Origin of the sequence: Parahaemophilus parainfluenzae, from assembly GCF_001053575.1 — a bacterium.
GTDB lineage: Bacteria > Pseudomonadota > Gammaproteobacteria > Enterobacterales > Pasteurellaceae > Haemophilus_D > Haemophilus_D parainfluenzae_S.
Window position 1 is genome coordinate 34,141 of record NZ_JVSL01000009.1, and the last position, 26,238, is coordinate 60,378.

Sequence of the window (26,238 nt, forward strand, 5' to 3'; positions counted from 1 at the left end):
AGTGTAGAGTAAATAACAGAAGGGCGTGTATTACACGCCCTATATTGCATAGCAAATTAAACTTATTTCAAACCAGCTTCTTCAATAAGTTTATTGGCGTTGTCTTTGTCTTCAGCAGTGGTTGCCGAAACAACAGGCGCTTCTAATTTTGCATAAGGTTCCATGTTAAATGGAGAAACCACATCGGTACGAAGTGGGTATTCTGCACGTACTGAAACAAACGCTTGTTGTCCTTCTTTACTTGCTAAGAAATCAACGAATTTTTTCGCTTCTTCTTTATTTTTAGAACCTTTTAATACCGCTGCACCAGAATAGGTCACTAATGCACCTGGATCTTGATGACGAATGAAGTAAAGACGTGTTTTGAGGTTATCAGCACCTTTTTCTTTTGCAAGTGTATACCAGTAATAGTTGTTGATTAACGCTGCGGGTACTTCACCATTTTCAACCGCTTGAAGAGCAACGCTGTTTTTCGCATAAAGTTTACCGTTTTCTTTTAAGCCTTTTAACCATTTAAGAGCGGCATCTTTACCCTTTAATTTGGTAATCGCAACAACTTGCTCTAAGAATGCGCCTGAAGTTGGAACGTAACCAATTTTATCTTTCCATTTTGGTGTTGCATAATCTAACACGGATTTTTCCATGTCTTTTTCAGATAATTTAGTGTGATCGTAAACCACAACACGAGAACGACCGCTTAATGCGACCCAGTCTTTTTTCGGTGCAACAGGAACGCCCTTGTGTGCAGTTTGTTTAATAGTATCTGCAGAAAGCGGTTCTAATAAGCCCGCATCAGACAGGGCAGCGAAAGGTGCAGTTTGTTCAGAAAAGAATACGTCAGCAGGGGTTTTATCGCCCTCTTCTTTTAATTGACCTGCAAGTTGATCACTTTTAGCACTGTTTAAGGTCACTTTAATGCCCGTTGCTTTGGTAAATGCATCAGCAACAGCTTGAGAACCTTCTTTGTGCTGTCCATTGTAAACAGTAATATCTGCAGAAGCGAATCCTGCAAACGCCATTAAGCCGGTTAGTGCGGCAATTTGGAAGTGCTTAATTTTCATGAAAACTCCTTTATGTTATCGGGCAAATCGCCCATTTTCTGAAAATAAAATTCGTCCCATTCTAATATATTTAAAAGAGATAATGCAAATAATTCTCAGATGTTTTTCTCTTATATCAAAATTTCATATCCCATTCTATTTTTTTACTTCGTCCTATGTTGATTTTTCTACATAATGTCTAGTAGAAATTTCTAATAAGGACGGATATGAATATTCAGCAAATCATTAAACAACATCATTTAGAGCTCTTATTCCAGCAAGGGTCGTTTGGGATTGAAAAGGAAAGTCAACGGGTATATGCAGATGGTTCAATTGTGACGTCACCGCATCCTAAAGCTTTTGGTAATCGTCGTTTTCACCCTTATATTCAAACTGATTTTGCAGAAAGTCAGTTGGAATTGGTAACCCCTCCGATGAAAAAATTAGAGGATACATTACGTTGGCTTTCAGCCATTCATGAAGTGACTTTGCGAACTTTACCGGAGGATGAATTTATTTTTCCTTTTAGTATGCCTGCAGGGTTACCACCAGAAGAGCAAATTAAGGTTGCACAATTAGATAATCAGGAAGATGTGGCTTATCGTGAGCATTTAGTCCAGTCTTACGGTAAATATAAGCAAATGATCAGTGGTATTCATTACAATTTTCAAATTGACCCTAAGTTTATTGATGCCTTATTTCATGCACAAAATGAAACACAAAGTGCGGTTGATTTTCAAAATAATTTTTACCTAAAAATAGCGAAGAACTTCTTACGCTATCAATGGATTTTACTTTACTTGTTTTCTGCAACACCGACGGTAGAGGATAAATATTTCAGAGGCAATTCCCCCCTTAAACCGCATCAATATGTGCGGAGTTTACGTTCAGGGAAATATGGTTATGTGAATGATCCGAAGATCCACGTCTCTTATGACAGTTTGCAAGAGTATGTTGAGACGTTAGAACACTGGGTGAAATCGGGTGATTTGATTGCGGAAAAAGAGTTTTACTCAAGCGTACGTTTGCGTGGCGCTAAAAAAGCGCGCGATTTACTTCAAAAAGGAATTCAATATTTAGAATTTCGTTTGTTTGATCTCAATCCGTTTGCACCTTATGGAATGGAACTCGCTGACGCGAAATTCATTCATTATTTTATTTTGTTAATGGCATGGCTTGATGATACCGCTGATCAAGAAGGTATAAAATTAGGCAAAGCATGTCTTGCTGAAGTGGCATGGGAAGACCCAAGACAGCAAAGCGTTTATGCGGTAGAAGGCGAATTAGTCCTCCTTGAAATGCTCAAAATGCTTGAGCAACTTAATGTGAGTGATGAGATTAAAACGATTGTTAAAGACAAATTAGGACAATTTGCGGATCCAAGCCAAACGCTTTGTGCAAAAGTGGTTGCGGCAATTGAACAGGTCGGTAGTTACCAACAATTAGGGGCCGATATTGCGCAATCTAATAAAGCAAAAGCCTTTGAACGTTTTTATGCATTAACTGCGTTTGATAATATGGAACTGTCCACACAAGCGTTATTGTTTGATGCAATCCAAAAAGGGCTAAAGATTGAGATTTTAGATGAACGCGATCAATTTATCAGTCTTCAATTTGGCGATCATTTGGAATATGTGAAAAACGGTAATATGACTTCTCACGATAGCTATATTTCCCCGCTCATCATGGAAAATAAAGTGGTGACGAAGAAAGTGTTATCGAAAGCCGGATTTAATGTACCGCAAAGCATCGAGTTTACCGATGTGAAAAGTGCGGTCGAAAATTTCCCACTTTTTGAGAATCGAGCTGTCGTGATTAAGCCAAAATCAACGAATTTTGGTTTAGGAATCAGTATTTTCCAACAAGGTGTAACGGATAGAGATGATTTTGCAAAAGCAGTAGAGATTGCTTTCCGTGAAGATAAAGAGATCATGGTTGAAGATTATCTACTTGGCACTGAATATCGTTTCTTTGTGCTGGGTGATCAAACGTTAGCCGTCTTATTACGTGTTCCAGCAAATGTAATTGGAGATGGCGTACATACCGTTGCTGAATTAGTTGCCGCTAAAAATGATCACCCTTTACGGGGCGATGGCAGTCGTACGCCATTGAAAAAAATAGCATTGGGGGATATTGAGCAGTTGCAGCTTAAGGAGCAAGGATTAACCGTGAATTCTATTCCTGCAAAAGATCAACTTGTTCAATTACGTGCGAATTCTAATATTAGTACAGGCGGTGATTCTATTGATATGACGGATGAAATGCATGCCAGTTACAAAGAAATTGCGGTAGGGATTAGCAAGGCAATGGGGGCGGAAGTTTGTGGTGTAGATTTAATTATTCCTGATTTGAAACAGCCGGCAGAACCGAGTTTACGTTCGTGGGGTGTGATTGAGGCAAACTTTAATCCTATGATGATGATGCATATTTTCCCATTTAGTGGACAATCTCGACGATTGACAATGAATGTGATTAAGATGCTTTTCCCTGAATTGCCTTAATTTGGTTATCGGGCTTCATCAGTTGGTGAAGCCCGTTTTACATTCATCGTAATTAGGCTAAAATGGAAACAGTATTCACAATTCTAAAATGAAATTTAATGACAACTTTTACCTTAGAACCTCAAGAAAATGATCGTCTGCAATCCCTTTGCGGTGCATTCGATGAAAATATCAAACTGATTGAAAAAGAATTTAACCTCAATATTTCCCGCAATAATTTTACTTTCACGGTGAAATCTAACGATGAAAGTCCGAAACCTCATCATGAGCAATTAATTGAGCGTGCGGCTAAATTAATCCAGGCATTATATGTAGAGACAGCACCAATTAAGGAGAAAGTGAAAGAACTTGATTTGGAAGATGTGCATATTGCCTTGCAAGAGAGCAGAATGTTATCGCAAGAAGGCAGTGAGTCACGCAGTGAAAATCACGTCTATAGCACCACAATTAAAACCAAGCGAGGTTTGATTAAACCGCGTGGTGAAAATCAAATTCAATATTTACACAATATTCTTACGCACGATATTAGTTTTGGGATTGGACCTGCTGGAACGGGGAAAACTTTTTTAGCCGTAGCAGCGGCTGTCGAGGCATTAGAACGTCAAGAAATTCGTCGCATTTTGCTGACTCGTCCTGCGGTGGAAGCAGGCGAAAAATTAGGTTTCTTGCCGGGTGATTTAGGCCAAAAAATTGAACCTTATTTACGACCACTTTATGATGCGTTATTTGAAATGCTTGGCTTTGAACGTGTACAAAAATTAATGGAGCGTAATGTGATTGAAATCGCGCCATTAGCTTATATGCGTGGGCGTACACTCAATGACAGCTTTATCATTCTAGATGAAAGCCAAAATACGACGGTCGAACAAATGAAAATGTTTTTAACCCGTATTGGTTTTAATTCCAAAGCCGTGATTACAGGGGATGTGACTCAAATCGATTTACCGCGAAGCACAAAATCGGGTTTACGTCACGCTATGGAAGTATTAAGCAAAGTGTCAGAATTGAGCTTTAACTATTTTGAGAGTAAAGATATTGTACGACATCCTGTGGTGGCAAAAGTGGTGCAAGCTTACGAAGAATGGGAAGCTCAAGATGAAATTCGTCGCCAAGAAATCGCAGCGCAGCGTCGAGCAGAACGTGAGCAAAAAGTGCGGTCAGAAAATGAAACGAATTTAGGAGAATAACATGGGCAATATGATTATCGATTTGCAACTGGCCTGTGAAAATACAGAAGGCTTGCCATCAGAAGCGCAAATTCTGCAATGGGCAACCGCTGCAGTTCAACCAGAAAGTGATAATGTTGAAATGACAGTACGTATTGTGGATGAAGCGGAAAGTCATGACTTGAATTTGACTTATCGTGGTAAAGATCGTCCAACCAATGTGTTGTCTTTCCCTTTTGAATGTCCTGATGAAGTGGAGTTGCCGTTGTTGGGCGATTTGGTGATTTGTCGTCAGGTAGTAGAACGCGAAGCTATCGAGCAAGAAAAGCCTTTAATGGCGCATTGGGCGCATATGATAGTGCATGGTAGCTTACATTTACTTGGTTACGATCACATTGAAGATGATGAAGCAGAAGAAATGGAAAGTTTAGAAACTGAAATTATGCAGAGTTTAGGCTTTGCCGATCCTTACCTTTCCGAAAAATAATGACTATTTGGAGCAATTATGTATAGAGCCGTATTCAGCGATTTTGATGGTACCTTATTAACGTCGGATCATCGAATTTCGCCTAAAACCTTAGATGCACTTCAACGCATTACAAAACAAGGTATTCCATTTACACCAATCTCTGCTCGTTCGCCGCTAGGTATTTGGCCTTATGCGAAACTCATTGAAAATTACAATATCATCGTGGCATTTAGTGGCGCCTTGATTTTAGATAAAAACGCCACGCCTATTTATTCGGTACAAATTGATCACGCTGATATTCAAGCCATTAACCAAGTATTAGCAGATCATCCTGCGTTAGGTGTCAATTATTATACCTATGATGATTGCGTCGCTCGCGATTTGGATAATAAATGGGTGATTTATGAACGTAGCGTGACAGGCATTCAGATTGATCCTTATGATGAAAGTGCGGTCTATTCTCCACATAAAATTCAAATCATTGGTGAAACAGATGAAGTGATTGCTATTGAGCAAATCTTGAAAGAGAAATTCCCGCATTTAAGTATTTGCCGTTCTCATGCGAATTTCCTTGAAGTGATGCATAAATCCGCGACAAAAGGTAACGCGGTACGTTTTCTTGAAGATTATTTTCATGTGAAGATGGAAGAATGTGTCGCTTTCGGTGATAACTTTAACGATTTAGATATGTTAGAAAGCGTGGGATTAGGCGTGGCAATGGGCAATGCTCCCGATGAGATTAAAAAAGCCGCCAATCGCGTCACCGCTTCGCATAATGATGATGGGATTGCATTGATATTGAATGAGATTTTCCCTGAATAAATAAAAAGGCGCTTTCTCGTTAAAAGAAAGCGCCTTATTTTTATTTTCCTAAATTCAGCACTTTAACGAGTGCAGTAAAAAATTTGTCATTTTCTTGTGGTAAGCCAATACTGATACGTAAGTGATTTGGCATGCCATAGCCTGCAATTGGGCGAACAATGACGCCTTCACGTAATAATGCATCATAAATTGGTGCGGCAGGCTGTTTAAAATCAATGGTAATAAAGTTACCTTTAGACGGAATAAAGTCTAAGCCATATTGTTGACAGAAGGCTTCATAACGTTTCATTTCTTGGCGATTATTTTCAGCCACTTTTTCGACAAAGGCATCATCGTTCATCACCGCAATTGCACTGGTCAAAGCAAGACTATTACAGTTAAATGGCTGACGAACACGATTTAATAAATCTGCAATTTCAGGATTAGAGACCGCGTAGCCAATGCGTAAACCCGCAAGTCCATAAGCTTTTGATAGGGATCGAGAAACGATAAGGTTTGGGTATTTTTCCAGTAACGCAAAAGAATTAACCCGTTCACTAGGATGGGTAAATTCAGTATAAGCTTCATCTAATACCACAATTACGTTTTCAGGTACTTTGGCCAAGAAGGCATCCAATTCAGCTTCTGTTAAGAAATTCCCGGTCGGGTTGTTTGGATTGGCAATAAAAATCAGCTTGGTTTTATCTGAAAGTGCGGTCAAAAATCCGTTTAAATCGTGTCCCCAATCTTTAGCAGGAATTTCTTTTGCAACGGCGTTAATGGCTTTGGTCACTAAAGGGTAAACAATAAAAGCATATTGTGAATAAATCACTTCATCATGTTCACCCGCAAAGGTATGAGCAAAGAGCTCTAATAAATCGTTAGAACCATTGCCAAGGGTGATTTGGTTTGGTTGCACACCAAATTTTTTCGCAATAGCTGCTTTAAGTTCAAAACCATTCGCATCAGGGTAGCGAGTTAAATGATCAAGTTGGGCTTGAATGGCTTTTTTCGCACTTTCAGGAAAACCGAAAGGGTTTTCATTTGAGGCAAGTTTAACGATATTAGTAATGCCTAGTTCGCGTTCGAGTTCTTCGATGGGTTTTCCAGCTTGGTAAGGTGAAAGAGATTTAACGCCTTGATTGGCGACGTTGATGTATTGCATATGCTTTCCTTATAAAAACGAGCGGGCCTTTCAGCCCGCACGTTGAGTTTAATGAATCAGATAATTAGCTATTTTCAGCTTCAAATTTTTTCATGAATTCAATGAGCGCTTGTACGCCTTCTAATGGCATCGCGTTATAGATAGAGGCGCGCATACCACCTAACACTTTGTGACCTTTTAAAGCTTGAAGACCGGCAGCTGTAGATTCTGCGACAAATTTAGCATCAAGTTCAGGATTACCTGTTACGAATGTCACATTCATGGTTGAACGGTTTTCTTTAGCCACTACGTTACGATAGAGTTTACTGCTATCAATGTAGTCATAAAGGGTTTGTGCTTTCACTGCATTACGTTTTGCAATTTCTTTTAAGCCACCGATTGCTTGAATATGTTTGAAGACCAATGAACAGAGATACCAAGCAAATGTTGGTGGTGTATTGATCATGGAGTCTGCATCACGTTGTGTGGCATAGTTCCAAATTGATGGCGTTGCTTGGCGTGCATGACCAATTAAATCATCGCGAATAATGACGAGTGTAATCCCTGCAGGACCAAGATTTTTTTGTGCACCGGCATAAATAACACCAAATTTGCTAATATCAATTTCACGAGAGAGAACATTAGATGACATATCTGCTACAAGCACCGCATTGCCTACATTCGGTACATCAAAAATTTCAACACCGCTAATCGTTTCATTTGGACAATAGTGAACGTAATCGTATTGTTCCGCAATGTCACTGAAATCAAGATTGGTGATGCGTGTGTGATCACCATTTTCTACAATGGTAATTTCATCAATTTCAGCAAAGTTACGCGCTTCTTTCGCTGCAGTTGCAGACCAGTGACCGCTATTTAAATAAAGTGCTTTGCCTTTCTCACCAATTAAGTTCATCGGTAAGGCTGCAAATTGACCACGAGCCCCACCTTGTAGGAATAACACGCGATAGTTATCTGGAATGTTATACACTTCGCGCAGATCTTTTTCTGTTTGGGTAATCAATTCCATAAAATATTTGCCACGGTGGCTGACTTCCATTACAGACACACCTTGACCAAGCCAGTTAGTTAGCTCAGATTGTGCTTTGTGTAGTACCTCAGGGAAAATCATGGCTGGACCAGCACTAAAATTAAAGACTTTTGACATTGTGTTTCCTTATTTTATTTTGAATAGATTCTTCATTTTTACCACTACCGAATAGGATAATCAACTAAATCAAACAGTTTTTTGATCTAATCCATCAATTTAAATTTAAGCTTTTGACGGGGACGAAAAAAAAGGCTACATTACCCGAAGTTTATTTTTAACTTTGAGAGAGTCGATCATGGGAAATGTAAATAAATCCTTCCAAGAAGTATTAGAGTATGTGCGTTTATATCGTTTAAAAAATAAACTTAAGCGTGACATTGAAGACAACAACCGTAAAATTCGTGATAACCAAAAACGTGTCTTATTATTAGATAACTTAAATCAATATATTCGTGATGATATGAGCATTGAAGATGTTCGTGCGATTATCGAAAATATGCGTGATGACTATGAAGGTCGTGTGGATGATTATAACATTCGCAATGCGGAACTTTCTACTTTACGCCGTGAAACGAGCAATAAGATGAAAGAACAGAAAAAAGCGCACGCGAAATTAGTGAAAGATTCATCAAATAAAATCACATTATAAACCCTCAAAATAAATGACCGCACTTCGATAAAGTGCGGTCATTTTTTATGGTATTTTTAGAATGAGCTATAAATGATTAAACATCATAGGTGCCCATTATCACAGCTTGATCCAAAATATGCCCTTGAATCGCAAAATGCAGATCATTAAAACGGAATCCCGGTTTGAGGTTTAGTTTGGTATCGAGTGCATACACAATAAGCTCATAACGGTGTAAACAGTTTGGTGGTGCCATACCGCCATAGAATGAGGCTTCTTCAATATCAAATTGACCTAATTTACTCGCCCAAGTGTTTACACCCTGCACATAATCTGTTGCGGTTTGGCTTTCATTTTCTTGAATAACTGTACGTTCAAGATCTGCAATGAGCCAATGAATCCAAACAAAACCGCTAGCAGTAATGGCATCTTTATCTTCTAAAACAATCGCAAAAGATTTGGTACCTTGAGGGGCATCGTGAATTTCAAACGGGATAGAGTAGGTTGGCATACCATTTGGGCTAAATTGTGTGCCGCGTTTGCCATATTTGTCTTCAAAAGCGCCATTTTGAATGGCTGAACTGGTTACAAACATTGTTTTCTCCTTAATTTCTCACGGAATATACTTTAAATTTGGAGGTTTGAGCAAGTACATCAAACTTACCGAAATGTTGTGCTAATAAATCGGGATAGGGGAGAAATGCATTAGCAACGATACGCAGTTCTCCGCCTGCCGTTAAATGCCATTTTGCTTGTTGAATAAGTTCTTTCACCACACGATAGGCGGTATCGACTCCATCGTGGAAAGGCGGGTTTGATATGATCAGATCAAATTTTCCCTCAATGTGGGAAAACACATCACTTGCGACAACCTGACCTTCAAGCTGATTTTCAGCAAGCGTTTGACGAGCAGATTGAATTGCCATTGCATGAATATCAGTCATTGTGACATCCGCTTTAGAATGATGTTTTTTGATCATTGAACCAATGACACCCGCCCCACAACCAACGTCTAATACTTTGCCTTGAATTGGTGACGTTAAAGTAGAAAGTAGAAGTGACGTGCCACTATCAAGTTCATTGGCACTAAATACACCCGGCAAGCTGTAAATACGGAGATCGCCTAATGCATCATTTTGGTAGCATTTCCAATAAGATTGAAGATCAAAGTGTGGTTGTTTTTGTAAGGAAAAATGGTATAAACCGCAACGACGAGCTGAGTCGATTTTGCCAATCTCACCGTAAGGTTCAAGCAGTTTTTCAGCTGAACGGACGCCACAACGATTTTCACCGATAATCAACACTTCTTGACCAATTTTACTTTTGGCGAGTAGTTGCATCAGCTGAAAATTCACTTCTTGTTTATTCTTCGTCCAATAATAAATAATCAAATCGGCTTGCGGCTGAAATTCAACTTCAAAATTGACCGCACGTTGGGTTTTGGCATAATCAAAATACCAACTCCAAACCTGCACAGATTGGCAATATTTTTGCAATGTTTGAGGGAAATCATCATTAATGCCGCCGGCAAGAAGAATTGATTTACCGCTAAAAAGGGGAAGATGGCGTTGTAAAACTTCGCTTTCGAGAGAAATCACGCTTTAAATCCTGTGGTTTATTGGTTAAAATTACGTGTTATTCTAACAAAAGAAAACGATTTAAACGTATTTATTAAGGAATTATTTATGAAAAAAATCATCACAGCAGTCGCCATGGCAAGTTTATTGTCCGGCTGTCAATTAATCGAACAAATTCAAGGTAGCAAGCAAAAACCTTCAACCTTACCAACTAGTTCAACAGTTGAATTGCCTGCAGCACAAGCACAAAGCTTAGATGCACAGTTTGAGCGCATTAAAAAAGGTAACCAAGAAGTCACCTTCAACGGTGAGAAATTCTATAAACAAACGAAAGCCTTCGATAAATCAGAAGATCCGCGTTTCTTAAGTGGTGCGGCGAATGTAGATCGTAGCAATCGTAAATTCATTATGAGCGAAACCTATTATCTAAAAGATGTTTCACATGTTCCGGCATTAACGACAAAATACCTTGATGCAAACAAAAAGGTATGTGAGTTAAAAACAATTGGTAACGCTTCAGATGTTTACTATACTTGTGATGGTAAAGATTTCCAACGTTTTATCGCCGTGGTTTATCAAGCAAAAAATATTCTTTCTTTCCGTAGCTTAAAAGCGTATCAAGAAAAACCAACTGAAGCGCAAGAACAAGCGATTGTTAAAGGTTTAAGAGATTATCCGTTAGATACTATCGCTCGTTAATCTATGGATAGACGCAATCTTCTTTTAAATGAAATGGGGGTAACCCGTTGGCAGCTCCATCGCCCAGAAGTATTACAAGGGGCGGTTGGTGTGAGTGTGTCTGAACAAGTAAAATTTATTGTGGTGGCGAAAGATAACGTATCGAACTCTCCACTTTTTTCAGATGTTCGACTGGCACTCGAGTTAAACAAAGAAGATTGCCTTTGCCTGAATTTCGATCAAATTCAACATATCACATTACAACATTCTGTGCGGTATTGGTTATTAGCTGAAAATGTAGATGAAATCGACCGCACTTTGCCTTATTGCTTAAATGCCGAGCGTGTTTATCGCTCTGTTGATTGGCAACAATTCCAGCAAGATAGCCAAGCTAAGCGTGAGCTTTGGCAACAAATCCAACAAATTTAATCATGATGCCTTCTCTTTTTCCTATTGAAGAATGCGATATGGATCGCTTATATGAAATTGAACAAGCAGCACACCTTGTGCCTTGGTCATTGGGAACATTGAAAAATAATGTCGGCGAGCGTTATCTCAATTTGAAATTAATGGAAAAAGAGCAAGTACTTGGTTTTACCATTTGCCAGACGGTATTAGATGAAGCCACATTATTCAATATTGCGATAGATCCGGTTCAACAAGGAAAGGGCTACGGTTCATTTTTATTGCAAGGTTTAATGAGTGAGCTTAAAGAGAAAGGTATTCAAACCCTTTGGCTGGAAGTACGAGAGTCGAATCCGGCTCGTTTCCTTTATGAAAAGCTGGGATTTAATGAGGTTGATATTCGTAAGAATTATTATCCAAAACCAGATGGTGGACGAGAAAATGCTGTTGTGATGGCATGTTATCTCTAGAATGCAAAAGTGCGGTCAATTTTGACCGCACTTTGTTTATCTGAAAAGTAAGACATTACACTTCTTCTGCAGGGAAGACAAATGGATTTAATCCACTGCGTGCGAAGCCTTTTTCTTCCATTTCAATATCTAAGAAAATAGATGCCAAATCATCCGCTACCGCTTCAACGTTCGGATCTTTTTCTTGGAACATGATTTTTAAATAGCTTTGGCAATCGCCACAGGTTTCCGCACGAACAAGAGCAAGCTCTTCATTTAATGACCACATTTCAAGATTTTTGTGTTCATTACAATTAGTACATTGAGCTCGGACTAAATTCCATTCGCTTTCACAAAGGCTACAGTGTAAATAGCGTAAGCCTTGTGAGGTGCCGATATGCACCACACTTGCAACAGGAGCAGAACCACAAACAGGGCAGTAATGCAGGTTATCTGTGCCTTCTTGGCGGCTGTTATGAGGAATTTGTTGAGCCAATTGTAACCAATAAAGAGAAAGTGCAGCCCAGATAAAGACAGCTTTATCAGTGCTCACTAAATTAAATTCTTGGCTTAAAAGATGAGTAGCCATCTCTTCAAGCTCTTTCTCTGAGGCTTTTTCAAGATTTTCAATAGTAGCAGTAACCTGTTCATTTGCTTTTGGTTTAATGCTATGTAAAATTTCTTTGAGATATTCAATCCAAATGCCTGATCGTTTAAATGTTTTAGCATTTAACGGCTCGATTTCATTTAAGTTATCGAATGACTGTTTTTCTAATGGATTTTTTTCAAATACGCTTAATTGGCTTTCTACAACATCTGCAGCAAAGAGTAAATAATCAGCCAATGGATGATCTTTCGCTAATTCTCTTAAACGTTTTGCACGACGTTGATAAAGATTTTTAGGGTTAGCAAACAAAACAGGTGGAATATCGTATGAATTCTTTTTTTGTTTGATTTCGTCTGCAGATAAGATTTTGATACTCATAATAGTCTCTTAAGTATTGATAAGAAAAAGTGCGGTCAATTTTAACCGCACTTTTTGATTTTAGCCATTGATACCTTTAAACAATGCTTTGGTTTTTACTTTTTTACCTTCAGCTTCATTTTCTAGGTCTTCTTCTAGCTTAGGAAGTACTTCCTCTCGATACCATTTCGGGTGGTGTTTTTTCGCCCAGCGAACTGTTACCCAACCTTCCACGATACCGCGAATAGATCCTTTAATCCAGAATGCCATGTACATGTGTACCAAAATACCAGTGAACAACATGAATGCACTTAAAGAGTGAAGGAAAATCGCAAAACGCAATACCGGAATAGAGAAGTAGTGTGAGAAATATTGACGCCACATAATGATACCGGTTACAAGTAAAGTGACCATCGCCAAGTTCAATGTCCAGAATAACATTTTTTGACCAAGGTTATACTTGCCGTTATCTGCAACAGCGTGCTCATTCCCTTTTAATACTTCAACGATGCCTTTTAACCAACGAATATCGTTTTTCTCTGGGATGTTGTGATCCCAGTAAAGATAGCCGAGGAAAATAAAGGCAACGAACATAATGATACCAGTGAACGGGTGAATTGCTCGAGCCAGTTGTGGCGTACCTAAAATCTCAGTTAACCACGCAAAATCTGGGAAGAAGAATGCCACACCAGTGAACATCGTCATAAAGAAGCAGATTACGAGTAACCAGTGGCTAAAACGAGCAGGCGTTCTATGACGAATGATTCGAGTATCATTGCTAATCTCAATCTTACTCATCTTTGCCTCCTTTTTTATCTTCTTCAAATTCATGGTGATGATCTTCTACATCTTCTTCAACGTTTGGACCTACAGCTAAGTAGTGAGCGATTTCAGCAAGTGCTAGACCACCCATTGCTACAGCCGCTACCGGTTTCAATACATCTTTCCAAAGGGTGACGGTAAGGTCAACTTTTGGATCTTTTGGAAGACCAGAATAAAGTTCAGGTTTATCCGCATGGTGTAATACATACATTACGTGTGTACCACCTACGCCTTCAGGGTCGTAGATACCTGCGTTTTCGTAACCACGTGATTTTAAGTCAGCAACACGTTGTTCTGCGTAGAGTTTCATCTCTTCTTTAGAACCAAAACGAATTGCACCGGTTGGACATGTTTTCACGCAAGCCGGTTCTTGACCCACAGAAACACGATCCACACAAAGGGTACATTTGTATACTCGGTTGTCTTCTGGGTTCATACGTGGAATGTTGAACGGACAACCTGCGATACAGTAACCACAACCGATACATTTATCAGATTGGAAATCCACAATACCGTTTGCATATTGGATAATTGCGCCTGGTGCAGGACAAGCTTTTAAACAGCCTGGTTCTGAACAGTGCATACAACCATCTTTACGGATTAACCATTCTAAACGATCATTTTCTTCAACTTCGTTAAAGCGCATTACCGTCCATGCTTTTGCATTGAGATCTACAGGGTTATCGTAGATCCCCACACATTGAGCATTAACATCAGAACGGATGTCATTCCACTCTGAACAGCCCACCTGACAGGCTTTACAACCGATACAGGTGGATACATCGATTAATTTTGCTACTTCAACTTTATGATCACGCGCTTGAGGTGCTGGTGTTAAACCAGACGTAGCGGAGACCTTGATAATGTCTTGCGATTGAACGCCTTGACCACTTCCTGCCATATTATGCCTCCGCTTTCTCAATGTTTACCAAGAATGTTTTATATTCTGGTGTTTGAGTGACTGCTTCACCCCAAGATGGTGTTAAGGTGTTGGTGGAGAAACCACGATTACCTTTACCATTTAAGGCTTTCATGTTCCAGTGAATTGGAATACCCACGTGATGTACGGTACGTCCGTCGACTTCTAAATCTTTCAAACGTTTTGTTACCACTGCAACGGCTTTAATGTAGCCACGGCGAGAAGTAATTTTCACCATATCACCTTTTTGGATGCCTTTTTCTGCTGCTAATTTCTCACCAATTTCCACGAATTGTTGTGGTTGGGCGATGATATTTAACGCAGATTGAGCAGTCCAGCTGTGGAAGTGCTCGGTCAAACGATAAGTGGTTGCCACATAAGGGAAATCTTTGTTTGAACCGATAAATTCACGGTCTTCTTTATAAATACGAACAGTCGGATCAGAGACGACACTTGGGTGTAGTGGGTTAGTGTCAATCGGACTTTCAATTGGTTCATAGTGTTCAGGCATAGGACCATTCGCAATTTTATCTACAGCGAATAGGCGGCCAACACCTTCTGCAGACATAATAAATGGACCTGCATCAGAACCTGGTGGTTGTGTGCCATAGTCAGCTACATCTAACCAGTTCCAGTTTTTACCGTTCCATTTGATTAATTGACGGTGTTTATCCCAAGGATTACCGTTAATATCAAGTGAAGCACGACTGTAAAGGATACGACGGTTTGCCGGCCATGCGAAGCCCCAACCTAATGTACAACCTAAACCTGATGGGTCAGAGTTGTCACGGTTTGCGGTTTGGTTACCTTTTTCAGTCCATTGACCCACATAGATCCAGTTACCTGATGAGGTTGTACCGTCATCACGTAAGTGAGCGAATCCGTTAAGTAATTGACCTTTTTTATACATGACGTTGCCATCAGCATCGAGAAGATCTGCAAGCGCGTAACCATTCAATTCTTTCGCTAATTCTACAGAACTTGGTGAATGCGGTTGAGCATAGTTCCAAGTCATAGCTTCGAAAGATTCGATACCATGACCACCTTCTTTTTGATAAAGGTGATGCATTTCTTCACGAATCATAGAAAGAATTTCAACATCTGGTAACGCTTCACCTGGTTGGTCACAGCCTTTCCAGTGCCATTGAGCCCAACGACCAGAGTTAGCAATAGAACCATCTTCTTCTGCGAAACAGGTGGTTGGTAAACGGAATACTTCAGTTTGAATATCTGCTGGATTCACATTGTTTGATTCACCAAAGTTTTTCCAGAATTCAGAAGATTCAGTTTGAAGCGGATCCATCACGATTAAGAATTTCAATTTGCTCATACCTGCAACAGTTTTATTTTTGTTCGGTAATGAGTTTAGTACGTTGAAACCTTGTAAAATCCAACCGTTTAATTTGCCATCATTCATTAACTTAACATGAGTGATAGGGTCGTATAAGCGGTCTGCTTTTGGTAAGAAATCGAAACCCCAACCATTTTCTTTGGTTGCTTTATCACCATAGAACGTTTTCATCATACTCACGAAGAATTTCGAGGTATTACGATAGTAGTTCACTTGGTTTGGTACGATATCTTTTGGCGTAATCGCATTAATGTATTGCTCGTAGGACGTATCTTTATCATTCGGCAAACGCATATAACCAGGTAAAGACATCGGCAATAAGCCCATATCTGTTGTACCTTGTACGTTTGAGTGTCCACGTAATGCATTAATACCGCCTCCTGGCATCCCCATATTACCTAAGAGTAATTGGATCATTGCCATTGAACGAATATTTTGTGTACCGATTGTATGCTCAGTAAAGCCTAACGCATATAAGTGCGTCATGGTTTTATTCGGTGCAGAGGTTTTACCAATTTCTTCACAGATTTGTAAGAAGAGTTTTTGTTTAACACCCGTGATACGTTCAACTATTTCTGGGGTATAGCGAGAAACGTGTTCTTTCAAGATATTAATCACACAACGTGGATCTTGTAAGGTCATGTCACGTTTAGCATTACCATTTTCATCAAATTGGTAATTCCATTTAGATTTATCGTAAGTACGTTTTTCTTCATCAAAACCTACGAATAAACCATCTTCAAATTTGAAACCTTCATCAACTAAGAATGAAGCATTGGTATAGTGTTTAACGTATTCGTGTTGAATTTGGTTAGTTTCCAATAAGTAACGGATCACACCCATTAAGAATGCGATATCAGAACCGGAACGAATTGGTGCATGAAGGTCAGCTACAGAAGCTGTACGGTTAAAGCGAGGGTCAACCACGATGATTTTCGCACCGTTTTTCTTCGCTTCAATCGCCCAACGGAAGCCAACAGGGTGAGCTTCAGCAGGGTTACCACCTTGAACAATAATAAGATTGGCGTTTTTGATGTCAACCCAGTTGTTTGTCATGGCACCGCGACCAAATGATGGAGCAAGACTTGCTACCGTTGGTCCGTGTCAAGTATTCGCTTGGTTACACATCGGCACTATGCCCAACATTCTCACCCATTTTTGAGTAAGAAGTGCGGCTTCATTACTCATGGCGGAGGCGGTCATAATACCTGTGGTTGTCCAACGGTTAACAGTTTTGCCACTAGCGTCTTTTTCAACGAAGTTAGCATCACGGTCATCTTTTAATAAACGAGAAACGCGTTTGATCGCTTCTTCCCAAGAAAGACGAACCCATTTGTCAGAACCCGGTGCACGATATTCAGGGTATAATGCACGGCTTTCACTATTAACATAGTCTAATGCGCCCGCACCTTTCGGACATAATGCCCCACGGCTTACCGGATGGTCAGGGTCACCTTCAAGGTGGAATAATTTAGAACGGGTATTGGTACCTGTATGGCTGCTTAAAGCATCGTAAGGTTTGCCTGTGCTATATAACAACATACCACAGCTCACTGCACAATATGTACAGGTGTTACGGGATTCAAAAGCCCGTAATAATTTGTATTCACGTGGTGCCGCTAAGACAGATGATGGTGCAAAGCCCAACATTGCCGCAGACGTCCCCGCCATACCACCTGCACAGATCTTAAAGAACTTACGTCTAGAGACCTGCATAATCACTCCTTCATAACGGCGAACCGTTAAGATATTTCGATAGTATAAATTCGTATAGATAATTTATTTGATTTCGTTAAAATAACGTATCAACCATTAAATTGATTATAATAATGACCAATTTAAACGGACCGATTTTAACTATTTTTTAACCGAAAATCTATAATCAAAACTTGTTATAATCGCTTTAAAACTTGAGCTAGATCACAAAACAAACATTTTTTGTTAAAAAAAAGTAACATTTTTACAACAGTCATTTTATTGGGAAAAAATAATGCACTGGATAATCCAAAAAACAATTAATTTTTTAAAAAAAACATCTGAAAATCCGACCTTACTTTTAGTGGAAAAACAAGATAGTTTGGCTGCGGAAGTGCCTGTTTCACTTGTTTATAATGGTATTGCACATACTGTTATGATGTGCTCTCCCCAAGATTTAGAGGATTTTGCTTTAGGCTTTTCATTAGCGGAAGGTATTATTGAGAAAAAAGCGGATATTTATGGCATTGATGTGGTGGAAGTATGCAATGGCATTGAAGTGCAAATTGAATTATCTAGCCGTCAATTTGTGGCATTAAAAGATCATCGCCGTACATTAACAGGTAGAACGGGATGTGGCATTTGTGGCACAGAACAAATTTCGCAAGTTTATAAAAAGTTGCCGAAATTAGACCACACTTTCCAATTTAATTTAAATTTATTAGATGGCTGTTTAGAACAATTACAAGCTAATCAAACACTCGGAAAAGAGACAGGGGCGACACATGCCGCCGCCTTTTTTGATTTATCAGGTAATTTACTGGCGATTCGAGAAGATGTTGGGCGACATGTGGCACTAGATAAATTAATCGGCTGGCATGCTAAACAGAATCAACCGAAAGGATTCGTACTAGTTTCGAGCCGAGCTAGCTATGAAATGGTTCAAAAATCGGTCGCTTGTGGCATCGAGTTACTTGTTGCAATTTCTGCAGCAACAGATCTTGCTGTCAATATGGCTGAACAACACAATCTTTCCCTTATCGGCTTTGCTCGCCCAGGAAAAGCCAATATCTATGCAGGGAAAAAGCGGTTGATTTTAGCTTAGTTTTATCTATATAAAAACGAGTGTGGTCAAAAACATTCTTATTTTGACCGCACTTTTTGTTTATTCCTTTTATTCTTTTGGTGATTTACTCTCTAAGAGCACTTCAGAAACCCAACGTTGGGTGAGGCGTTTACCTTCTTGATCTGTACCAAATTTCATAAAATCAATATCCACCAGTTTTAATTTACCAGCCGGTAGGAAACCTGGTGCAGGTTCTGCATGGATATTGGTTGGAAGTTGGTAAGAGTCTGATTCTTTCCATGGAATTTCTTGTGCTTCTTTGCTTAGCACGAAATCCATAAATAGCTTGGCATTATCAAGGTTTCTAGCTCCTTTAATAATGCTTGCCCCGCCTAAAGAATAGCCTACGCCTTCGCATGGTAAAATACCTTCAACTGGCGCACCATTTTTCTTCTCACGCGGATAAACCAACATAAAACCTAAATCAATCGCTACAGTACCGTTAGCCAAATAGTTGCTCGCAAGGCCTGTTTTGGTATGTTGCATGAGATTTGGCTCTAATTTTTTCAAATAATCAAAAGCTTTTTCTTCTCCCCATAATGTGGAAAAAGTGCTGATAAGGGAATAGCCCGTGCCTGATACACGCGGATCAGGATATTGAATTTGGCCTTGATATTCAGGTTTTATTAGATCTGCATAACATTTTGGCGCTGGAATATTCAATTCTTTTAATTTTTTAGTATTGACCCCAATGCCAAGTTCCATTAAGTAAATCACAGAGGTGAAATTGCCACGTTGGTCCATCAGAGATTTAAATTGTGGCATGATATCTTTTTGTAATGGGGAACGATAGGATTCAAGTAAGCCTAATTCAGCCGCTTGGAGATGAGGTTCAATCGTGCCACCAAACCAGAAATCAGCTTGTGGGTTTTCTTTTTCAGCTTTAATTTTGCCTAATACGACGCCTGTACTATTACGTACAAATTGTGCATCTACATTGTATTTTTTACTAAAGGCTTGAGTAACTTTTTCGCATACTACATTTTGTACACTGCAATATACGGTGAGTTTGCCTTCAGCCTGTGCGTGAGACGTGTACGTGAGGGCGGTTAGGGCTGAAAGTGCGGTTAATTTTAATGTAGTTTTTATTGACATTATGTCTCCTTTTTCTTTGTCAATATATAGTAATTATTTGATATTGCTAATATAAGCGGGCGGAGGAAATTTGTAAATATTGGGATTGTTTAAAAATATAATTCACACTATAATCCCTGTAAATTTAACCAGATTAAAATAAGAGCGATGGATATTTCAGAATTACTTGATGGCTTGAATGATAAACAACGTGAAGCAGTGGCAGCACCGCTTGGCAATTACCTTGTGCTTGCGGGGGCTGGAAGTGGTAAAACTCGCGTCTTGACTCATCGTATTGCTTGGTTGATTGCCGTAGAAAATATTTCTGAAGGCAGCATTATGGCGGTCACCTTTACCAATAAAGCCGCTGCTGAAATGCGTCATCGTATTCAAGATACCTTATCCAAACATGCTCAATCGAATCTATTTGGTATGTGGATTGGGACATTCCATAGCATTGCCCATCGATTATTACGCGCTCACCATTTAGATGTGAACTTGCCACAAGACTTCCAAATTTTGGATTCTGAAGACCAACTTCGTTTAGTAAAACGCTTGATGAAATTGCACAATTATGACGATAAAGCATTTCCACCAAAACAAGCGTGTTGGTATATCAATAATAAAAAAGATGAAGGTTTAAGACCGAAAGATATTAATGATTTTGGTGATCGCCAGGAAAAAGAGTGGATTAAGATTTATCAAATTTATCAAGATACTTGTGATCGTGCGGGCTTAGTAGATTTTGCTGAATTGTTAATTCGTGCGTATGAATTATTTGCTAAAAAGCCTGCAATTTTACAACGCTATCAGCAACGTTTTCAGCACATTTTGGTGGATGAGTTTCAAGATACCAATAAAATCCAATATGCTTGGATCAAAATTCTTGCCGGTAATACGGGCAAAGTGATGATTGTGGGCGATGATGACCAATCCATTTATGGTTGGCGTGGTGCACAGGTCGAAAACATTCAAAAATTCCTAAAAGATTTCAATGCTGAAACCATTCGTTTGGAACAAAATTATCGTTCTACTGGCAATATTTTGAAAAGTGCCAACCAACTTATTTCGAATAATAGTGATCGCCTCGGTAAGAATTTATGGACCGACGGTGAAATGGGTGAGCCAGTAGGTATTTATGCAGCATTTAATGAATTAGATGAGGCAAAATTTGTGGCGTCTCAAATCCAAAATTGGGTAGATGACGGTGGAAAATTAGATGATTGTGCTGTTTTATATCGTAGTAATAGCCAATCTCGTGTCATTGAAGAAGCCTTGATTCGTTGTCAAATTCCTTATCGTATTTACGGTGGAATGCGATTCTTTGAACGCCAAGAAATTAAAGATGCGTTGGCGTATTTACGCTTAATCAATAATCGTCAAGATGATGCCGCGTTTGAACGTGTGATTAATACCCCTACACGAGGCATTGGTGATCGTACTTTAGATGTGTTACGAAATTTAACCCGTGAACGTCAAATTACCTTATGGCAAGCAGTACAAGTGGCCACACAAGAAAATATGTTAACGGGACGTGCTTCAACCGCATTGCTTCGTTTCCAAGAGTTGATTAATTCTTTACAGGTTGATACAGCCGAAATGCCACTGTTTGCACAAACTGATTTCGTGATTAAACATTCTGGCTTATACGATATGTATAAACAGGAAAAAGGCGAGAAAGGTGAAGTCCGTATTGAAAACTTAGAAGAATTGGTGACGGCAACCCGTGAATTTATCAAACCCGATGAAGCTGAGGATATGACTGATCTTACTGCTTTTTTAACTCATGCATCTTTAGAAGCGGGAGAAGAACAGGCCTCCCCTCATCAATCATGTGTGGAAATGATGACTTTGCATTCAGCAAAAGGCTTGGAATTCCCGCGCGTATTTATGGTGGGGGTAGAAGAGGGCGTATTCCCAAGTTTCCGTTCATTTGAAGAGCCTGGTCGTTTGGAGGAAGAACGCCGTCTTGCTTATGTGGGCATTACTCGAGCGAAGCAAAAACTTACCATTTGTTATGCTGAAAGTCGTCGTGTTTACACGAAAGAAGAACGCCATTTACCTTCGCGTTTTATTACAGAATTGCCATCAGAGTGCATTCAAGAAATCCGTTTACGCGGAACAGTCACCCGAGCATTAAACCAAGCGAAAGTAGGGAGTTTAAGTGCAAGTTTGCCTGAGAATGAATGGAAAATGGGGCAAAAAGTGAAACATGAAAAGTTTGGTTTTGGCACTGTTATAAACGTTGAAGGCTCAGATAATAACACCCGTTTACAAATTGCTTTCCAAGCTCAAGGCATTAAGTGGTTGATTGCACATTTGGCAAAATTAGAAAAAGTGCGGTAGAATCGGGAGGATTTTATTGCAACGAGTATGAATATTGATGTTTATGCTCAAGGTGCCAAGTGCGAAAGCATTCGAAGAAATGACCGCACTTTTATCATGTGGGAAGTAGATGTTTAAATTTATTTTAAAACGTATTTTGATGGTGATTCCTACCTTTATCGCCATCACTTTTGTGACTTTTGCTCTCATTCATTTTATTCCAGGCGATCCTGTGGAAATTATGATGGGAGAGCGAGGTTTAACGCCAGAAGTTCATCAACAAATGATGAAACAACTTGGTCTCGATTTACCGTTGTATCAGCAATATTTCAATTATATTGGTAATGTAATACAAGGCGATTTTGGTGAATCATTCCGTACTCAACAACCTGTTCTGAGGGAGTTTTTCACACTTTTCCCTGCCACGTTTGAATTGGCTTTCTTTGCTCTATTTTGGTCATTAATTGCCGGCATTACGTTAGGAACGATTGCTGCCGTCAAGAAAGATAGCTGGATTTCTCATACCGTGACCGCCATGTCATTAACGGGTTATTCCATGCCAATTTTCTGGTGGGGATTAATTTTGATCTTATATGTTTCACCTTGGTTAGATTTACCACAAGGGGGACGTTTAGAAGATAGTTTCTGGATCGATACACCAACCGGTTTTATGTTAATCGATACTTGGCTTTCAGGTGAGCCAGGTGCCTTTGGAAATGCCATTAAGTCATTGATTTTACCATCTATTGTGCTAGGTACCATTCCACTTGCGGTGATTACCCGAATGACACGTTCTTCGATGTTGGAAGTGTTAGGTGAAGATTATATTCGTACCGCAAAAGCGAAAGGCTTAAGTTATACCCGAATTGTGATTGTTCATGCGCTACGTAATGCACTGATCCCTGTTGTGACCGTGGTGGGATTGATTGTAGGACAGTTATTATCCGGTGCAGTTTTAACCGAAACAATTTTCTCATGGCCGGGTATTGGTAAATGGATTATTGATGCGATTTCTAATCGTGATTATCCAGTCTTACAAGGCGCCGTGTTGATTATTGCTACAATTATTATTGTGGTGAATTTGACGATCGATTTACTTTATGGCGTGGTAAACCCACGTATTCGCCATCAATAAGGAGCCTTATTAATGACGGAACAAACTTTACCTATTGAAACCTTCGCACCGCGCACACCGTTGCAGGAGTTTTGGTTTTATTTCAAACAAAATAAAGGGGCGGTGATTGGGCTCACTTTTATCCTTGCTGTTGCATTAATCAGTATTTTTGCCCCTTGGATAGCACCTTTTGATCCTATCGAACAAAATCGTTCAGCGCTATTGTTACCGCCTGCGTGGTATGAAGGCGGCAATTCAGCTTATTTACTGGGTACGGATGACATTGGTCGAGATATTCTTTCTCGCATTATTTATGGTACGCGCATTTCTGTTTTTGCAGGTTTCATTATTGTCATTTTATCTTGCATTTTAGGGACGAGTCTTGGCTTGCTCGCAGGCTATTATGGTGGAGCATTAGATACATTAATTGTTCGTTTTATTGACATTATGTTGGCTATCCCAAACTTGCTTTTAACCATTGTGGTGGTGTCAATTTTAGAGCCTTCTTTAACAAATGCGACGTTGGCGATTGCCGTGGTTTCGATTCCAAGTTATGTGCGCTTAACACGTGCAGCAGTATTAAACGAGAAAAACAGAGATTATGTCACCTCTTCACGAGTGGCGGGAGCAAGCGTATTACGTTTAATGTTTATTGTCATTTTACCGAATTGCCTTGCACCGCTTATCGTACAAATGACGATGGGGATTTCTAATGCGATTTTAGAATTAGCGACTTTAGGTTTCTTAGGTATCGGCGCAAAACCACCAACACCAGAATTGGGTACTATGTTATCTGAATCACGTAGCTTTATGCAGGCGGCAAACTGGTTGGTTACCATTCCAGGTTTAGTGATTTTATCGCTTGTTTTAGCATTTAACTTAATGGGCGACGGGTTGCGTGATGCACTCGATCCAAAATTAAAACAATAGGGGGCAGAATGGCATTATTGGATGTAAAAGAGCTGTCTGTTCACTTTGGTGATGAAAAAGCACCTTTTAAAGCGGTGGATCGTATAAGCTACCAAGTCAATCAAGGCGAAGTATTAGGTATTGTCGGCGAGTCAGGTTCAGGGAAATCAGTAAGTTCCCTTGCTGTGATGGGCTTAATTGATTTTCCTGGGCGTGTTTCAGCGAAAGGGCTAGAATTTGAAGGTAAAGATCTCTTAAGCTTACCGGCAAAAGAAAAGCGGGAATTAGTTGGCGCAGATATTGCCATGATCTTCCAAGACCCGATGACAAGCTTAAATCCGGCCTATACAGTGGGTTTCCAAATTATGGAAGCCATCAAAGCGCATCAAGGCGGCAGCAAAAAAGAACGTCGTGAGCGCACCTTAGAGCTATTACGTTTAGTCGGTATTCCTGATCCTGAATCACGTATTGATGTTTATCCGCATCAGCTTTCTGGCGGGATGAGCCAACGCGTTATGATTGCTATGGCCATTGCATGTAAACCGAGATTGCTCATTGCTGATGAACCAACCACTGCACTGGATGTGACTATTCAAGCACAAATTGTAGATTTGTTACTTGAGTTACAGCAAAAAGAATGTATGTCGTTGATTCTGATCACGCATGATCTTGCGTTAGTCGCAGAAGCGGCGCATCGTATTATTGTGATGTATGCAGGACAAGTAGTGGAAGAAGGGCGGGCGGAAGATATTTTCCGTGAGCCAAAACATCCTTACACTCAAGCGTTATTGCGTTCTTTACCTGAGTTCGCAGAAGGTAAATCTCGTTTGCAATCTTTACCTGGTGTGGTGCCAGGTAAATACGATCGCCCACAAGGTTGTTTGTTAAATCCACGATGTCCGTATGCGACCGATCTTTGTCGAAGTGTTGAACCTGAATTGCGTCAAATAGGAAATCGACAAGTAAAATGTCACACCCCATTAAATGCCCAAGGAGAACCTAGCAATGTCTAATGTCGCACAAAAAAATGCACCATTGCTTAATGCTATTGGGCTGAAGAAATATTATCCTGTCAAAAAAGGGATGTTTGCTAAAACACAGCAAGTGAAAGCATTAGATGGTGTGTCTTTTTCCTTAGAACGTGGTAAAACCCTTGCGGTGGTAGGCGAGTCTGGTTGTGGTAAATCGACACTTGGTCGTCTATTGACGATGATAGAAGAACCGACAGAAGGCGAGTTGTATTACAACGGGCAAAATTTCTTAGAGAATGATCACGAAACGAAAGCATTGCGCCGTCAGAAAATCCAAATCGTGTTTCAAAACCCTTACGCATCACTGAATCCGCGTAAGAAAATCGGCACAATTTTGGAAGAGCCTTTAGTCATTAATACCAATCTATCGGCTAAAGAACGTAAAGAAAAAGTGTTATCCATGATGGCGAAAGTGGGATTGCGCGCAGAGTTTTATGATCGCTATCCACATATGTTTTCGGGCGGACAACGTCAGCGTATCGCGATTGCTCGTGGTTTAATGCTTGATCCTGACGTGGTTGTAGCGGATGAACCTGTTTCAGCGTTAGACGTATCTGTTCGTGCGCAAGTGCTGAATTTGATGATGGATTTACAAGCTGAGCTTGGTTTATCTTATGTGTTTATTTCCCATGATCTTTCAGTGGTTGAGCATATTGCTGATGAGGTGATGGTGATGTATTTAGGCCGCTGTGTTGAAATGGGCTCAAAAGAGCAGATCTTTGCTAATCCTCAGCATCCTTATACACAAGCGTTACTTTCAGCAACACCAAGATTGTCACCTGAATTACGTCGCCAGCGGATTAAATTAACCGGAGAATTACCAAGTCCGATTAATCCGCCAAAAGGTTGTGCTTTTAATCCGCGTTGTTGGAAAGCAACGGATAAATGTCGAAATGAGCAGCCTAAATTGGAAAAATATCCTGATGGTAAGCTCATTGCTTGCTTCCATCTCGATTAGAAAAGAGAAAAGAAAATGACCGCACTTGAGTAAGTGCGGTC

At 39.8% G+C, this 26,238-nt stretch carries 24 protein-coding genes; 14 read left to right on the top strand and 10 right to left on the bottom strand.

From position 1 onward, the window contains the following. Positions 1-62 precede the first annotated feature (62 nt). A complete protein-coding gene (locus AC979_RS00395) occupies positions 63-1,061 on the bottom strand; it encodes an iron ABC transporter substrate-binding protein (protein WP_049355936.1) in 999 nt (332 codons plus the stop codon). Positions 1,062-1,267: 206 nt separating this feature from the next. Here AC979_RS00395 and gshAB point away from each other — a divergent pair, with 206 nt between their 5' ends. The 4 genes from gshAB to AC979_RS00415 all read left to right on the top strand — a co-directional run bounded on the left by gshAB (position 1,268) and on the right by AC979_RS00415 (position 5,998). Continuing rightward, positions 1,268-3,541 (top strand): bifunctional glutamate--cysteine ligase GshA/glutathione synthetase GshB, encoded by a 2,274-nt coding sequence (gene gshAB, locus AC979_RS00400; protein WP_049372409.1) that lies wholly within the window; start codon positions 1,268-1,270, stop codon positions 3,539-3,541. A gap of 98 nt (positions 3,542-3,639) precedes the next feature. Then, positions 3,640-4,728 carry a PhoH family protein gene (locus AC979_RS00405; RefSeq protein ID WP_049372410.1) on the top strand — a complete coding sequence of 363 codons (1,089 nt, stop codon included), beginning with the start codon at positions 3,640-3,642 and terminating at the stop codon, positions 4,726-4,728. 1 nt (position 4,729) lies between these two features. Further along, positions 4,730-5,194, top strand: a complete 465-nt coding sequence (ybeY, locus tag AC979_RS00410) for an rRNA maturation RNase YbeY (protein WP_049372411.1) — start codon at positions 4,730-4,732, stop codon at positions 5,192-5,194. Between the two features lie 18 nt (positions 5,195-5,212). Continuing rightward, the gene (locus AC979_RS00415; protein ID WP_049372412.1) at positions 5,213-5,998 is read left to right on the top strand and encodes a Cof-type HAD-IIB family hydrolase; all 786 of its coding nucleotides are present in this window, start codon (positions 5,213-5,215) and stop codon (positions 5,996-5,998) included. Positions 5,999-6,038: 40 nt separating this feature from the next. Here the strand turns inward: AC979_RS00415 and hisC are convergent, their stop codons facing one another. Both hisC and serC read right to left on the bottom strand, forming a co-directional pair. Further along, on the bottom strand, positions 6,039-7,142 hold the full coding sequence (hisC, locus tag AC979_RS00420; RefSeq protein WP_049372413.1) for a histidinol-phosphate transaminase: 1,104 nt from the start codon (positions 7,140-7,142) through the stop codon (positions 6,039-6,041). Positions 7,143-7,206: 64 nt separating this feature from the next. Beyond that, a complete protein-coding gene (gene serC, locus AC979_RS00425) occupies positions 7,207-8,289 on the bottom strand; it encodes a 3-phosphoserine/phosphohydroxythreonine transaminase (protein WP_049372414.1) in 1,083 nt (360 codons plus the stop codon). Between the two features lie 178 nt (positions 8,290-8,467). Here serC and AC979_RS00430 point away from each other — a divergent pair, with 178 nt between their 5' ends. Next, positions 8,468-8,821, top strand: coding sequence for a DUF496 family protein (locus AC979_RS00430; RefSeq protein ID WP_049372415.1), 354 nt, complete (start codon positions 8,468-8,470; stop codon positions 8,819-8,821). Positions 8,822-8,897: 76 nt separating this feature from the next. Here the strand turns inward: AC979_RS00430 and AC979_RS00435 are convergent, their stop codons facing one another. Together AC979_RS00435 and rsmC are read right to left on the bottom strand one after the other, a co-directional pair. Then, positions 8,898-9,395, bottom strand: coding sequence for a YbhB/YbcL family Raf kinase inhibitor-like protein (locus AC979_RS00435; protein WP_049372416.1), 498 nt, complete (start codon positions 9,393-9,395; stop codon positions 8,898-8,900). 10 nt (positions 9,396-9,405) lie between these two features. After that, positions 9,406-10,398, bottom strand: coding sequence for a 16S rRNA (guanine(1207)-N(2))-methyltransferase RsmC (gene rsmC, locus AC979_RS00440; protein ID WP_049372417.1), 993 nt, complete (start codon positions 10,396-10,398; stop codon positions 9,406-9,408). Positions 10,399-10,485: 87 nt separating this feature from the next. On the opposite strand from rsmC, the gene AC979_RS00445 reads away from it, so the two are divergent. Genes AC979_RS00445 through rimI form a run of 3 tightly spaced genes read left to right on the top strand, consistent with a single transcriptional unit; the run spans position 10,486 to position 11,930 of the window. Further along, on the top strand, positions 10,486-11,076 hold the full coding sequence (locus AC979_RS00445) for a hypothetical protein (RefSeq protein WP_049372418.1): 591 nt from the start codon (positions 10,486-10,488) through the stop codon (positions 11,074-11,076). Positions 11,077-11,079: 3 nt separating this feature from the next. Continuing rightward, a complete protein-coding gene (locus tag AC979_RS00450; RefSeq protein ID WP_049370172.1) occupies positions 11,080-11,484 on the top strand; it encodes a DNA polymerase III subunit psi in 405 nt (134 codons plus the stop codon). Positions 11,485-11,489: 5 nt separating this feature from the next. Continuing rightward, positions 11,490-11,930 carry a ribosomal protein S18-alanine N-acetyltransferase gene (gene rimI, locus AC979_RS00455; protein ID WP_049372439.1) on the top strand — a complete coding sequence of 147 codons (441 nt, stop codon included), beginning with the start codon at positions 11,490-11,492 and terminating at the stop codon, positions 11,928-11,930. A 55-nt stretch (positions 11,931-11,985) separates the two neighbouring features. On the opposite strand, the gene fdhE is transcribed toward rimI, so the two are convergent. From fdhE to fdnG, 4 genes are read right to left on the bottom strand one after another with little or no spacing between them, the layout of a single operon-like run. After that, positions 11,986-12,894, bottom strand: coding sequence for a formate dehydrogenase accessory protein FdhE (gene fdhE / locus AC979_RS00460; RefSeq protein ID WP_049372419.1), 909 nt, complete (start codon positions 12,892-12,894; stop codon positions 11,986-11,988). 60 nt (positions 12,895-12,954) lie between these two features. Further along, on the bottom strand, positions 12,955-13,671 hold the full coding sequence (locus AC979_RS00465; protein WP_049372420.1) for a formate dehydrogenase subunit gamma: 717 nt from the start codon (positions 13,669-13,671) through the stop codon (positions 12,955-12,957). Further along, entirely contained in the window at positions 13,664-14,596 is a 933-nt protein-coding gene (gene fdxH / locus AC979_RS00470) for a formate dehydrogenase subunit beta (RefSeq protein ID WP_049366835.1), read from the bottom strand. The genes AC979_RS00465 and fdxH overlap by 8 nt, the downstream gene beginning before the upstream one ends. 1 nt (position 14,597) lies before the next feature. Beyond that, positions 14,598-17,681, bottom strand: coding sequence for a formate dehydrogenase-N subunit alpha (gene fdnG, locus AC979_RS00475; RefSeq protein WP_152670480.1), 3,084 nt, complete (start codon positions 17,679-17,681; stop codon positions 14,598-14,600). A gap of 274 nt (positions 17,682-17,955) precedes the next feature. Here fdnG and fdhD point away from each other — a divergent pair, with 274 nt between their 5' ends. Next, complete coding sequence (gene fdhD, locus AC979_RS00485; protein WP_049372422.1) at positions 17,956-18,765, top strand: formate dehydrogenase accessory sulfurtransferase FdhD; 810 nt, start codon at positions 17,956-17,958, stop codon at positions 18,763-18,765. A gap of 69 nt (positions 18,766-18,834) precedes the next feature. Here fdhD and AC979_RS00490 read toward each other — a convergent pair whose 3' ends face one another. Continuing rightward, positions 18,835-19,881 (bottom strand): ABC transporter substrate-binding protein, encoded by a 1,047-nt coding sequence (locus AC979_RS00490; RefSeq protein ID WP_049372423.1) that lies wholly within the window; start codon positions 19,879-19,881, stop codon positions 18,835-18,837. A 147-nt stretch (positions 19,882-20,028) separates the two neighbouring features. Here AC979_RS00490 and uvrD point away from each other — a divergent pair, with 147 nt between their 5' ends. The 5 genes from uvrD (at position 20,029) to AC979_RS00515 (ending at position 26,197) form a co-directional block, all read left to right on the top strand. Then, entirely contained in the window at positions 20,029-22,206 is a 2,178-nt protein-coding gene (gene uvrD, locus AC979_RS00495; RefSeq protein WP_049372424.1) for a DNA helicase II, read from the top strand. A 109-nt stretch (positions 22,207-22,315) separates the two neighbouring features. Continuing rightward, the gene (locus tag AC979_RS00500; protein WP_049370180.1) at positions 22,316-23,320 is read left to right on the top strand and encodes an ABC transporter permease subunit; all 1,005 of its coding nucleotides are present in this window, start codon (positions 22,316-22,318) and stop codon (positions 23,318-23,320) included. Positions 23,321-23,332: 12 nt separating this feature from the next. Further along, on the top strand, positions 23,333-24,229 hold the full coding sequence (locus tag AC979_RS00505) for an ABC transporter permease subunit (protein WP_005699542.1): 897 nt from the start codon (positions 23,333-23,335) through the stop codon (positions 24,227-24,229). Between the two features lie 8 nt (positions 24,230-24,237). Further along, on the top strand, positions 24,238-25,221 hold the full coding sequence (dppD, locus tag AC979_RS00510) for a dipeptide ABC transporter ATP-binding protein (RefSeq protein WP_005699545.1): 984 nt from the start codon (positions 24,238-24,240) through the stop codon (positions 25,219-25,221). Continuing rightward, complete coding sequence (locus tag AC979_RS00515) at positions 25,214-26,197, top strand: peptide ABC transporter ATP-binding protein (protein WP_049372425.1); 984 nt, start codon at positions 25,214-25,216, stop codon at positions 26,195-26,197. The genes dppD and AC979_RS00515 overlap by 8 nt, the downstream gene beginning before the upstream one ends. Positions 26,198-26,238 lie beyond the last annotated feature (41 nt).